This window comes from Enterobacter asburiae, assembly GCF_008080435.1.
GTDB classification, from domain to species: domain Bacteria; phylum Pseudomonadota; class Gammaproteobacteria; order Enterobacterales; family Enterobacteriaceae; genus Enterobacter; species Enterobacter asburiae_C.
Genome location: NZ_VRKN01000002.1, coordinates 412,496 through 425,796, shown reverse-complemented (window position 1 = coordinate 425,796; position 13,301 = coordinate 412,496). Strand labels below are relative to the sequence as shown.

Annotated in this window: 9 protein-coding genes; 2 read left to right on the top strand and 7 right to left on the bottom strand. The window is 56.3% G+C overall.

Going from position 1 to position 13,301, the window contains the following annotated elements:
- Positions 1 to 11: 11 nt before the first annotated feature.
- The 5 genes from ygjJ to ebgR all read right to left on the bottom strand — a co-directional run bounded on the left by ygjJ (position 12) and on the right by ebgR (position 7,262).
- Complete coding sequence (ygjJ, locus tag FU672_RS05130; RefSeq protein WP_148242399.1) at positions 12 to 1,070, bottom strand: protein YgjJ; 1,059 nt, start codon at positions 1,068 to 1,070, stop codon at positions 12 to 14.
- Between the two features lie 38 nt (positions 1,071 to 1,108).
- Positions 1,109 to 2,545, bottom strand: coding sequence for an amino acid permease (locus FU672_RS05125; RefSeq protein WP_148242398.1), 1,437 nt, complete (start codon positions 2,543 to 2,545; stop codon positions 1,109 to 1,111).
- Positions 2,546 to 2,602: 57 nt separating this feature from the next.
- Positions 2,603 to 3,052 (bottom strand): beta-galactosidase subunit beta, encoded by a 450-nt coding sequence (locus FU672_RS05120; protein WP_148242397.1) that lies wholly within the window; start codon positions 3,050 to 3,052, stop codon positions 2,603 to 2,605.
- A complete protein-coding gene (gene ebgA, locus FU672_RS05115; RefSeq protein WP_148242396.1) occupies positions 3,049 to 6,132 on the bottom strand; it encodes a beta-galactosidase subunit alpha in 3,084 nt (1,027 codons plus the stop codon). Before ebgA ends, FU672_RS05120 begins: the two co-directional genes overlap by 4 nt.
- Positions 6,133 to 6,278: 146 nt before the next feature.
- A complete protein-coding gene (ebgR, locus tag FU672_RS05110; RefSeq protein WP_148242395.1) occupies positions 6,279 to 7,262 on the bottom strand; it encodes a transcriptional regulator EbgR in 984 nt (327 codons plus the stop codon).
- Between the two features lie 137 nt (positions 7,263 to 7,399).
- On the opposite strand from ebgR, the gene FU672_RS05105 reads away from it, so the two are divergent.
- Positions 7,400 to 7,732, top strand: a complete 333-nt coding sequence (locus FU672_RS05105) for a tRNA-binding protein (protein WP_148242394.1) — start codon at positions 7,400 to 7,402, stop codon at positions 7,730 to 7,732.
- Positions 7,733 to 7,804: 72 nt separating this feature from the next.
- Here FU672_RS05105 and tkt read toward each other — a convergent pair whose 3' ends face one another.
- Positions 7,805 to 9,793, bottom strand: coding sequence for a transketolase (tkt, locus tag FU672_RS05100; RefSeq protein WP_148242393.1), 1,989 nt, complete (start codon positions 9,791 to 9,793; stop codon positions 7,805 to 7,807).
- 19 nt (positions 9,794 to 9,812) lie between these two features.
- A complete protein-coding gene (gene tal, locus FU672_RS05095) occupies positions 9,813 to 10,763 on the bottom strand; it encodes a transaldolase (RefSeq protein WP_148242392.1) in 951 nt (316 codons plus the stop codon).
- Positions 10,764 to 11,009: 246 nt separating this feature from the next.
- Between tal and maeB the strand changes: the two genes are divergently transcribed.
- The gene (gene maeB, locus FU672_RS05090) at positions 11,010 to 13,289 is read left to right on the top strand and encodes an NADP-dependent oxaloacetate-decarboxylating malate dehydrogenase (RefSeq protein ID WP_148242391.1); all 2,280 of its coding nucleotides are present in this window, start codon (positions 11,010 to 11,012) and stop codon (positions 13,287 to 13,289) included.
- Positions 13,290 to 13,301 lie beyond the last annotated feature (12 nt).

Sequence of the window (13,301 nt, the reverse complement as noted above, 5' to 3'; positions counted from 1 at the left end):
TGGAAGATCCTTTACCAGTAGAAATATTGCATCAGGAAGACCTGGTCGCTCGGGTCGCCGGAGGCATTTTTCATGTAGAAGCGGCTGTCGGCTGCGGTAGCGAAGCGGCCACCGCCGTACTCATACCAGATACCGAACTGCATAAACGAGGTCGTTTCATCGGCAGCATTGTCCGGACGATGCTTTGCGTAGCTGTAGGCGGTGGAGAGATAGACGCCTTTTAACGCTTCAATCATGGCACTGACCATATACCCGGTCTCTGTGCCGGAGACGTCCCTGCCGCTGGCGCGTCCGGTGTGATGCCAGGCGCGCGCCGCCAGATTGGGCGACAGAATGCCGGTTAAAAAGAGCTGACCGGTGCCATCAGTGACCTCCAGGCCGTTCATCCAGGTGACGTCTTTGACGATGTCATACTGGATATAGCCGTTGGCCATGGCCGGATAGGTATACTTATCGTCATAGCGATCGTATTTACCAAAGTGCAGCCAGGCTTTGCTCTCGTCATGGTGCCCCGCAGGCGTGGCGGTGACGCTGTAGCGCAGATTCCCGGAGCGGTTCTGTACCTTGAGCGCGTACATAATGTCGCGGGTGTTGGGGATCACATACCCCAGATCGGGCGTGAAATCCCCCCACCACTGCAGGTCATCGAGGGAGGAGTCCTGACGCAGGCTGAGCATGATTTCTGTGTTGCCGTCAGTTTTGTAGCCGCCGTAAAAGCGGTTAAGCCCACCTTCGAATCCACCCCAACTGTGGTCGGGCACCCAGGCGTTCCCCTGATGGTCCGCCTGTACGGTCCAGCCCTCGCCGTAAATCAGGCCGAACCAGTGCCCGTGCTTCATTTCCAGACCGCCCTCAATATAGGTGCCGTCACTGTATTTATGCTTATTCTGACCTTCTAAATCCATATATCCGCCAACCCCCAGCTCGCCATAAAAACGAAAAGACGGAGAGGTGATTTCCGGGGTTCGGGTATCGTCATGTTCAGCGGGTCTGATTTCTTCTGCGGCAAATGCCGGGCAGCAGAAAGAGAGGGCAGCGAGTGCCCTAATAGTTTTCTCTTTAATTTTCATGCACTTATCCCAATGAGAAAATATCCATGCCTTCAGTGTCAGTGAAGATTTGAGGCAGGTGACGCTTCTATTTGTTGTTGTTCTTTTGATAATCCCCTGACGTATTTGCTGTATTTCCACCAGGCAAATCCGAGGAATAACACAATGCCACCGACGTTATAGAAAATAATCGTCAGAATATTGGCACCGGTGGGGAAGGTTGAGGCTACGAATCCGATGGCAAAAATCACAATCAGCATCGACACCACCACCATCCCCGTGGTGCGTGAGCCCATTTTGAAATCGCGCGGGAGATGATCGAGCTTACGACGCAGATTCAGGTAAGCCAGCATGATGAACAGCGGCGGTAGCATTGAAGCGGCCGCAGTCATGTTGATGACGGTATTCATCAGCTCCTGTGCGGTGTTCGATCCCAGGGTTGGGATAATCATTAACGGAATGACGATCAAATACTGGATCCACGCCGCGCGCGCCGGTACACCGTTCTCGTTCAGCGCCACGGTTTTTGGCCCAAAGATGCCGCTCGGGATTTCAGAGAAGAAGATTTTGACCGGGGTCGCCGTCCACATCAGCAGGGAGCCGAACATCGCGGTAAAGGAGACCAGGCCGACAAAGCGGTTCATCAGCACTTCCGGCAGGCCAAACCATACCGCCAGGCCGTGGAACACCTGTACCGAACCGCCGGTGAATTTCAGCTCTTTGCTGCTGATAAAGACGTTAATCAGCACCGAGGAGATGGAGTAGAGCACGCCGATGAAAATCCCGGCCAGAATGATCACCTTAACAAAGGATTTTGACCCGCCCTTCACGTCGTTAACGTATACCGCAACGGACTCTGCGCCCCCGGCGGCCATAAATATCCAGGTGGTGATGCCAAGAAACGCCCAGTTAAAGTTCGGGATCATCGCGTCAACGGTAATCGGGTCGGCTGGCTGCACCCCGCCCATCAGTGCCGCTCCGGCCAGCAGAATATAGGAGAGGGTCAGCAACAGCATCAGCGTTGAGGTCACAGACGTGATTGGCCCCAGCATTTTTGCCCCGTTGGTGGACACCCAGGTTGAGAAAGCGAACAGCACCATGCTCAATACCGTGGTGGCAAACGGTGTAAGAATGTACTCATAGCCCAAAAAGGCGTAAGAGGCGTAGGCGATGACGCGGGGTAATAATGAGGTGAAGAAGAACAGGTTTACGAACCAGTAGGTGTAGGCGGTAATAAACGCCCAGCGTCCGCCCAGCGAACTTTTTACCCAGGCATAAACGCCAGCCTCGGAGTTTTTATTCAGGGAGACAAACTCCGCGATGATTAAGCAGAACGGAATGAAGTAGAACAGGGTGGCTAAAAAGAACATCGGCGCCGAGGCGAGGCCCAGCTCGATATTGTTGTTGATAACGTTGTTAAAACTAAACACGGCGGCAAACGTCAGCGACAGCAGGCCGAATTTGCCGATGGTATTACGTTTGATCGTTTCAGACATAATGTTTCTCCGGGTACGAGGAGGATTTCGCGGTGCTTCATTGGCACCGCTGAATTTTTATTTGTTATGGAAATAACCGTCTTCGATGGTCACATAGAGGACGACTTTTTTGGCTGGCGTTTCGCTGATAAAGCGATAGGCCTCGTGATTCTCACAAATGACGATTTGCCCCTCGTGGATCTGTTCGGTATGACCCACGCCTTTCAGGTATTCGCGGTCGGTTTCATCCCGGTAGCACTCCACAAGCTGAAGGGCTTCTTTTGCGGCGTACTCAATTTTCTGCGCGCCCTGCAGGTAGTAATGCACCTCGAAATAGCGGCGATGGCCAACGAACAGCGCGTCGGTGCTGGCATCGCAGGCCACGCGGTAGGCCAGCGAATCACCAATCGAGTGGGCAACACCGGGCTGGATGTGGTCGCTATTGTTGATGGCCTCTACGCAGCGCTGCCATTTACGGCCCGTGCGATAACGCTGCTGGAACTGCTCCAGGCTGTCGAGAACGATCATTTGTCTGCCTCGCTGTGTGAATTCATGGAAAAGAAACCGGTACCGAACCGATGGTGTACCCGTGCCTGCGCGGCGGTTTGTCCGCCTTCCAGCGGGAGCAGGGTGAAGCCGTAGCGGAACGGTCTGAGCCAGACGCACCAGGTGTCGAGCACTTCACTTCCCCAGGAGTTAGAGCCTAAGCCCAGTACCTGATGATCGAGATTGAGGGTGATGTCATCGCCGCGACGCAGTTCGTTGCAGTGCTGCGCGGCGTGAATGTTCTCTGCCGTGTAGTGCCAGGCGCTGAAGTGAATAGGTTGCTCAGGCACCACCAGCAGGCCGCTACCGCGACGGTTGGCGAGCGTAGCCCAGCGCACCTGCTGGCGGTTGCCGTTGTTCTGCGGGAACGGGTAGTTTTCAAACATCTCGTCCACCGTGGTGTGCCACAGGTCTATGGTGCTGGCCTGCTGGCTGTCCGGGTAGTTCTCTCCGGGGCCGCGTCCGTAGTAGCTCACCTGATCGAATTCGCCGTTGATGCCGAGGGTAAAGCCGATGCACGGGATAATGTGCGGGTAATCACCGTAGCGTTCCCCGCTCAGCTCAACGTTAATTTGCCCGTCGGCGGCAATGCGCCAGCGATAGGTGCAGCGCATACCAAAATCAAACACCGGCGGAGCAATCAGCGTGCGGGTCGTAATGACGATCGCATCGTCCTGCTGCTCGATCTCAAAACCGCGCAGATGCTCCTGCATAATCTGCAGGTGGTTGGGTTGCCATAACCCCTCATATTCCTGCTTGTGGTTATCAATCATCGGCTTGAAAAAGTTAATTTTCGGTTCACGAGTGATGTTTTCCTCACCGTTAACCTGCCAGGAACAGAGTTTTCCCGTCATTTTTGAGAAGCTTGCGCGGAAGTTATGTCCGGTCACGGTACAGTTCAGGCGGTCCTCTTCCAGCAGCAGCGGCGTGGCGTTGGTATTAATAAACGGCGTGGCGTGAGCCGTGCGCGCTTTTAGCGGGAACTGATACACCGCAATCTCGTGCCCCGCTTCGCTATAGCGGGTGCGGCTGTTTTTGCTGATGCGCACGGTCAGGAACGCTTCGCGCTCGTCGAGTTCGGGCACGTTCAGGCTCACGCTGCGGGTGCTATTGGGGGCCAGACCGGTAATTGTCAGCGGCTGGCTGTACAGGGTTTCACCTTCGGCACGCACCTCAACGAGCAGGGTGTAATCATCGAGGCTGGTGAACCAGAAGCGGTTATCAACGTGCAGCTCGCCGTTCTGCCAGCGCAGTTTGACCGGGGCAATCACCTGCTTATATTCATGCAGGCCCGGGCCCGGCGTCTGGTCGGAGTAGATAAGCCCGTCGAGGCAGAAGTTGTCGTTGTTCGGGTAATCACCAAAGTCGCCGCCGTAGGCGTAAAACGTATTACCGCTGGCATCTGCCGCCTGAATACCGTGGTCGCACCACTCCCAGACATAGTGGCCCTGAATGCAGTCGTGACGATCGAACACGTTCTGGTACTCGGTCAACCCGCCGGGGCCGTTGCCCATCGCGTGGGCGTATTCGCAGATAATGCGCGGTTTGGCGTGGGGATACTCGCCGAACAGGTTCATTAGCGGCACGCGGGTGTACATGGTCGAGATGATATCCACCACCTCTGCGTCGCGATCTTCTTCGTAATGCAGCAGGCGCGTGTCATCCAGTGCTTTTGCGGCCCGCGCCATGGCGCGGATATTACAGCCGTAGCCGGACTCGTTTCCAAGCGACCAGATGACGATCGACGGGTGGTTTTTCTGGGCGTGAATATGGCGTTCGATGCGCTCAACGTAGACATGTTCCCACACCGGATCGTCCGTGATGCGGCTCAGGTCGCCGACGTTGGCAAAGCCGTGAGATTCCACATCCGTCTCCGCCATCACGAACAGGCCGTAGATGTCGCACAGCTCGTAGAAGCGCGGATCGTTGGGGTAGTGGGCGGTGCGCACCGAATTGATGTTGTGCTGCTTCATCAGGATCAGGTCGCGCTCGACTCGATCCATGCCCACGGCGCGGCCTTTCTGGTGATCGTTGTCGTGACGGTTTACGCCGTGCAGCTTCAGGTAGCGATTGTTGATGTAGAACAGACCGTCGCGTACCTTGATGTCGCGAAAACCAATACGCTGCGGGATAACCTCCAGCGTCTGCCCGTCCATATCTTTTAGCGTTACTACCAGATGGTAGAGATAGGGGGATTCCGCAGACCACTGCTGAGGCTGTTTGACCTCAATGCTAAAGGCGGTTTCCGCGCTGCGGGTCACGGTCAGGCTGTCGGTTGTGCCCTGATGGATCGCTGCGTCGCCATCATACAGGACATATTCCAGCGACACGGCTGATGCGTGCGGGGCCAGGTTTTCCAGCTCAAGCTGACAGAAGAGGGTGGCGTCTTTGTATGCTTCGTCAAAGGTGGTTTTAATCGTGACGTCGCGCACGTGAGTGGGATTTCTGCCGATCAGATAGACGTCGCGGAAAATGCCGGCCGTCCACCACATGTCCTGATCCTCAATATAGGTAGAATCCGCCCACTGCATTACCCGCACGCACAGCAGGTTTTGCCCACCGTGTACGGCATCAGAGATATCAAATTCGGCTGTCAGTCGGCTGCCCTTGCTAAAGCCAATGTACTGACCATTCACGTAGACTTCGAAATAGGTTTCGACGCCGTCAAACTTGATGAGGGTCTGCTTACCCTGCCAGCCGTCCGATAGCGTGAAGTAGCGCTGATACGCCCCGGTTGGGTTATCCGTAGGCACCCAGGGGACATCGACCGGGAAGGGAAAGCCTTCGTCGGTATACTGCAGCTGGCCGTGGCCTTCCATCTGCCACATGGCGGGTACGGTAATGTCGCCCCAGTCGGCCATGTACTCAGAGGTGAAGTTTTCCGGCACCAGAAGTGGGTTGGTGAAAAAGCGAAAGTTCCACTTACCGCTCAGAGACAGAAAGTGGCTGCTGGCTTCGCGGGCAAAGGTGCGAGCCTGCGCGACGGTGTCGTATGAGAAGAAGTATGCACGCGGCGGAAGCCGGTTCTCATGCGTGAGTTGAATATTTTCCCAGCGATTCATGCGATCTCCCTGTAGGGGTAAAACATCATTGCTGAGGATTTTAGTAAATATTTTACTAAATAAAATCAGTAAAATTGATTTGCTTTGACTCGATCACGAAATAAAAAAAAGCCGGGCATGCCCGGCAGAGGATGTGCTGAGAGGATTTAACGAGTGGTGCCGCGCAGTTTCAGCACGCTCGGGACGAAGACCTGCAGCGGCAGCGCCCGGCCATCGCGGGATTTTTCCAGCAGCAGGTTAACCCCCTGGCTGCCCATCATTTCAGAGTGGATGCGTACGGTAGAGAGCGGAGGGAAGGTGAAGCGGGCGGTCGGGATATCGTTCACGCTAATGAGCGAAATGTCCTCCGGGATCGCCAGCCCTTTTTCATGGATAGCGCGCAAGACGCCGATGGCTATCGAATCAGAGGCCACAAACAGCGCTGTGGGCCAGCTTTCCTGAGCCAGCATGGTTTTTGCCAGCTCATAACCGGAAGAGCTGGAAAAACCGCCACGCCAGATATCCTGTTCCGAGACCACGCCTTTTAATTGCCCGTATTCCACAAATGCCGCTTCACGGATATCAGCCTTGCCTGGCTCATCTTCCCCGCCAATAAAGCCAATGCGCTTAACGCCCCGATCGATAAAGAAATCGATAATCTGTTTGCTGATACGCGAGAGGTCGATATCGACGGAATCATACTCGCTACCGGGTTCGTGAAAATCGATAAAGCAGACGTTATCCGTCAGTGCCATTGCCGCGCGACGCAACGCAGGGGAGGGTTTGCCGACAATCAGCACGCCGGTGAGTTTTTTACTCTCGGGCAGGGTGGCATTGGCGTAACAGTTGCTCAACTCGATGCCCAACTTTTCACACTGCGTCTCAATGCCGTGACGGATGGCAAGGTAGTAAGGGTCGTTAATCTCCAGCTCTTGCTGATAGCTATAGAGTGCCAGAATGTGTTGCTGACCCACCGCGGCAGACTGCAATTTGCGGGACGTTGTGCTCTTATATTCCAGCTTTTCAGCAATCTCCAGAATGCGGTGTTTAGTCTCTTCTTTTACGTTCAACGTTGGGTCATCGTTTAAAACCCGGGATACCGTCGCCAGCGAAACGCCAGCCTCCGTCGCGATGTCTTTGAGCGTTGCCATGTTTGTCCTTATTCCCCACGTGATAACCCATTGTAAAGGATGGGCCAGGACATGCATCAGTTTTTACTAAATATCCTGCCCATTGCTTCCGGCAAATTGCGTGCTAGTATTTAGTAAAATTTTACTAAGGAGAGAGTATGGACACGATAGCTTACGATGACTTTGCAAAGCTGGAGATCCGCGTGGGGACGATCGTGGACGTTAAGCGCCACGCTAACGCAGATAAACTCTATATCGCGCAGATTGATGTGGGCGGAAAAACGCTGCAAACCGTCACCAGCCTGGTGCCGTATTACGGGGAAGAGGAGCTAATGGGAAAAACGGTGGTGGTGCTGTGTAATCTGGCGAAAGCGAAGATGCGCGGTGAAACGTCCGAATGCATGTTGCTCTGCGCGGAAACCGATGACGCCAGCGAAAGCGTGTTGTTAACGCCGGAGCGGGCGATGGCGGCGGGTGTGAGGGTGGTATAAAAAAGGGTGACAAAGCCACCCGATTTTTGTAGGCCGGGTAAGCGACAGCGCCACCCGGCAACGCAGGCCGCACTAAATCACGCTCAACGCCTTCTCAACGACGTTCTCAACGGTAAAGCCGAAGTACGGGAACAGCTTATCGGCAGGGGCGGACTCACCGTAGCTCCGCATGCCAACAATCGCCCCTTTGAGCCCGACATACTTGTACCAGTAGTCGGCGATACCGGCTTCCACCGCCACGCGCGCCGCGACGTTTGAAGGCAGCACCGATTCCCGGTACGTCTCATCCTGGGCGTCAAAAATATCCGTGGAAGGCAGGGAGACCACGCGCACCGCGTGACCTTCGGCGGTCAGTTTCTCCGCCGCTTTCACCGTGATTTCCACCTCGGAACCGGTCGCAATCAGGATCACGTCCGGCTTGCCGCCGCTGTCTTTCAGGATGTAGCCGCCGCGGGCGATATTTTTCACCTGCTCCGGGGTACGCTCAATCTGCGCCAGATTCTGGCGTGACAGAATTAATGCCGTTGGGCCATTGTGGCGTTCCACCGCCAGCTTCCAGCCCACCGCCGCTTCGACCTGATCGCACGGACGCCAGGTGCTGAAGTTCGGCGTCAGGCGCAGGCTCGCCAGCTGTTCTACCGCCTGGTGCGTGGGCCCGTCTTCCCCCAGCCCGATGGAGTCATGGGTGTAGACCATAATCTGCCGCGCCTTCATTAAGGCCGCCATGCGCGCCGCGTTACGGGCATATTCGACAAACATCAGGAAGGTGGCGGTGTACGGCACAAACCCGCCGTGATGGGCGATGCCGTTGGCAATGGCGGTCATCCCGAACTCGCGCACGCCGTAGTGGATGTAGTTCCCGGCGATGTCCTCTTTGAGCGATTTTGAGCCGGACCAGATAGTCAGGTTACTCGGTGCCAGATCCGCCGAACCACCCAGCAGCTCGGGCAGAATCGGGCCGATTGCGTTCAGGGTGTTTTGCGACGCCTTACGGGTGGCAATTTTCGCCGGGTTGGACTGCAGGTTTTCGATTAGCGCCTGGGTTTTGTCGTTCCAGTCTTCCGGCAGACCGCCGCTCATACGGCGGGAGAACTCGGCGGCGAGTTCCGGATACGCTTTTTTATAGGCGGCAAATTTTTCGTTCCAGACGTGCTGGGCTTTCTCACCGTCTTCGCGGGCATCCCAGGCTCTGTAGATCTCTTTCGGGATCTCAAATGGCGGGTATTTCCAGCCCAGCTTCTGGCGGGTCAGCGCCACTTCTTCTTCACCCAGCGCCGCGCCGTGCGCCTCTTCTTTGCCCGCCTTGTTCGGCGAGCCGAAGCCGATGACCGTGCGACAGATAATCAGGGACGGTTTGTCCTTCACGCTTTGCGCTTCCTGAATCGCTTTTTTCACCGCCTCAGGGTCGTGGCCGTCGATCTCATGCACCACGTGCCAGTGATAGGCTTCAAAGCGTTTTGCCGTGTCGTCGGTAAACCAGCCTTCGGTCTCCCCGTCGATGGAGATGCCGTTGTGATCGTAGAAGCCAATCAGCTTGCCGAGCCCCAGCGTGCCCGCCAGGGAGCAGACCTCGTGGGAGATCCCCTCCATCAGGCAGCCGTCACCCATAAATACGTAGGTATAGTGGTCGACAATCTCATGGCCCGGCTGGTTAAACTGCGCCGCCAGCGTGCGTTCGGCAATCGCCAGCCCTACCGCATTTGCCAGCCCCTGACCGAGCGGCCCGGTGGTGGTTTCCACCCCTGGCGTATAGCCAATCTCCGGGTGACCCGGCGTTTTGGAGTGCAGCTGGCGGAAGTTTTTCAGCTCCTCAAGCGGTAGATCGTAGCCGGAAAGGTGCAGCAGGCTGTAGAGCAGCATGGAGGCGTGACCGTTGGAGAGAATAAAGCGGTCGCGATCGTACCAGGCGGGGTCATTGGGGTTGTGCTTCAGAAAGTCGTTCCACAACACTTCGGCAATATCAGCCATGCCCATTGGCGCGCCGGGGTGGCCGGAATTGGCTTTCTGCACGGCATCCATGCTGAGGGCGCGAATGGCATTGGCTAGCTCTTTACGGGACATAGTTCACTCCGTGGCAAGGTTAAAGTTTGGCGGCGAGAAGATCTTCAAGTTTGCGCTGGTCGACGGCGAACAGGCGGATACCTTCCGCCAGTTTTTCCACGGCCATGGCGTCCTGATTGTGCTCCCAGCGGAACTCCGCTTCGGTCATGGCTTTCGGTTTTGGCAGAGCGGTGGAGGTCGGCACCAGCTTGCGGACCACCGTCTCTTCTTTGTCCTGTAATTCTTTGAGCAGGTTAGGGGAGATGGTCAGACGGTCGCAGCCCGCCAGGGCGAGGATCTGCTCGGTGCGGCGGAAGCTGGCCCCCATAACGATGGTTTCGTAGCGGTGCTGCTTGTAATAATCGTAGATATTACGGACCGACTTCACGCCCGGGTCCTCATCCACCACGTACGGATCCATCGGCTGTTTTGCCTGATACCAGTCGTAGATGCGCCCGACAAACGGCGAGACAAGGAACACGCCCGCTTCAGCGCAGGCGCGCGCCTGGGCAAACGAGAACAGCAGCGTCAGGTTGCAGTGGATGCCCTCTTTTTCCAGTACCTCTGCCGCGCGGATACCTTCCCAGGTGGAGGCGAGTTTGATCAGAATGCGTGATTTATCGATCCCCTGCTCCTGGTAGAGCTCCACCAGACGACGCGCCTTATTAATGCTCTTTTCTTTATCGAACGAGAGGCGGGCGTCGACTTCGGTCGAGACGCGTCCCGGGATGCTTTTAAGAATTTCCGCACCAAAATTAACCGCCAGCTTGTCGCTGGCTTCGGCGACCTGCTGCTCCTGCGTTTTTCCGCGCTGTTTACCGTAGGCAATGGCGTCATCAATCAGATGACTAAAATGGGCAAGCCCCGCCGCTTTGAGGAGCAGCGAAGGGTTGGTGGTCGCATCCTCCGGCTGATAGTGGCGAATCGACTCGATATCGCCGCTGTCTGCAACCACGGTGGTAAATTTTTTGATGCCGTCTAGCTGGTTCATAAATGATTACTCCTTGGAAATAAAAGAGTTAGATGAGTGCGTTAGTTCACACTTCTGGGAAAATCATGATGGACTTAACAAAAAAGCATAGCAGACGGGGGAGGCATTGCTTTTGAGACGGGTAACATGGCTGTTATAAATTGATAACAATTTTTAATGTGTGATGGTGAGAGTTTGGCAGCCTTCAAAGTTTATGCGCTGTCCTGCGGCGATACTATCTGACCGATACGTAAAAGGAATAACAAGATGGACGATCAGTTAAAACAGAGTGCCCTCGATTTTCACGAGTTTCCTGTCCCGGGAAAAATCCAGGTCTCCCCAACCAAGCCGCTGGCAACCCAGCGCGATCTGGCGCTGGCCTATTCGCCGGGTGTAGCAGCCCCGTGTCTGGAAATCGAAAAAGACCCGCTGGCGGCCTACAAATACACCGCGCGTGGCAACCTTGTCGCCGTGATCTCTAACGGCACGGCGGTGCTGGGGCTGGGCAACATCGGTGCGCTGGCCGGTAAGCCGGTGATGGAAGGGAAGGGGGTACTGTTCAAGAAATTCGCCGGTATCGACGTGTTCGATATCGAGGTGGATGAACTCGATCCTGACAAATTCATCAACGTGGTGGCCGCGCTGGAGCCGACCTTCGGCGGGATCAACCTGGAAGACATTAAAGCGCCGGAATGTTTCTATATCGAGCAGAAGCTGCGCGAGCGTATGAACATTCCCGTGTTCCATGATGACCAGCACGGAACCGCGATTATCAGCACCGCCGCGATTCTGAACGGCCTGCGTGTGGTAGAGAAAAATCTCTCCGACGTGCGCATGGTGGTTTCTGGCGCAGGCGCCGCGGCCATCGCCTGTATGAACCTGCTGGTGGCGCTGGGGATGCAGAAACACAACATTGTGGTCTGCGACTCCAAAGGCGTTATCTATAAAGACCGTGAGCCGAACATGGCTGAAACCAAAGCGGCGTATGCTGTCGACGACGACGGTAAACGTACCCTGGACGACGTAATCGACGGCGCGGATATCTTCCTCGGCTGCTCGGGTCCGAAAGTGTTGACCCAGGAGATGGTGAAGAAGATGGCGCGTGCGCCAATGATCCTGGCCCTGGCGAACCCGGAGCCGGAAATCCTGCCGCCGCTGGCGAAAGCGGTGCGCGAAGACGCCATTATCTGTACCGGTCGTTCTGACTACCCGAACCAGGTCAACAACGTGCTCTGCTTCCCGTTCATCTTCCGCGGTGCGCTGGACGTCGGCGCAACGGCGATCAACGAAGAGATGAAGCTTGCCGCCGTTCACGCCATCGCGGAGCTGGCCCACGCCGAGCAGAGTGAAGTGGTTGCCTCAGCCTACGGCGATCAGGATCTGAGCTTCGGCCCGGACTACATCATTCCAAAACCGTTTGATCCGCGTCTGATTGTCAAAATTGCCCCAGCGGTGGCCAAAGCGGCGATGGACTCCGGCGTGGCGACGCGTCCGATTCACGATTTCGACGCTTACGTCGATAAGCTCACCGAGTTTGTCTATAAAACGAACCTGTTCATGAAGCCGATCTTCTCCCAGGCGCGCGCCGACGCGAAGCGCGTGGTGCTGGCGGAAGGGGAAGAGGCGCGCGTGCTGCACGCCACCCAGGAGCTGATCACCTTAGGCCTGGCGAAACCGATTCTGATTGGTCGTCCGAGCGTGATTGAGATGCGCATTCAGAAGCTGGGCCTGCAGATCAAGCCGGGCGTCGACTTCGAGATTGTGAACAACGAATCCGATCCGCGCTTCAAAGAGTACTGGAGCGAATACTACGCGATCATGAAGCGCCGGGGGATCACCCAGGAGCAGGCGCAGAAAGCGGTGATCAGCAACACGACGGTGATCGGCGCGATCATGGTTCATCGCGGCGAGGCGGATGCGCTGATCTGCGGCACCATCGGCGATTATCACGAGCACTTTAGCGTGGTGCAGGAGATCTTCGGCTATCGCGACGGCGTGCATACCGCCGGGGCGATGAACGCGCTGCTGCTGCCGAGCGGCAATACCTTTATTGCTGATACCTATGTTAACGACGATCCGACCCCGGACGAACTGGCGGAGATCACCCTGATGGCCGCCGAGACCGTGCGTCGCTTTGGTATTGAGCCGAAGGTAGCGCTGCTGTCGCACTCTAACTTTGGTTCGTCTAAATCCGCGGCGGCCTGCAAAATGCGTCAGACGCTGGAGCTGGTGCGCGAGCGTGCGCCGGAGCTGATGATTGACGGGGAAATGCACGGCGATGCCGCGCTGGTGGAGAGCATCCGTAACGAACGTATGCCGGACAGCCCGCTGAAGGGATCGGCCAACATACTGATTATGCCGAACGTGGAAGCGGCGCGTATCAGCTATAACCTGCTGCGCGTCTCCAGCTCTGAAGGGGTGACCGTAGGACCGGTACTGATGGGCGTGGCGAAACCGGTGCATGTGTTAACGCCGATTGCCTCTGTGCGCCGTATCGTGAACATGGTGGCGCTGGCGGTGGTTGAGGCGCAGACGCAGCCTCTGTAATCGCTGTGTGTC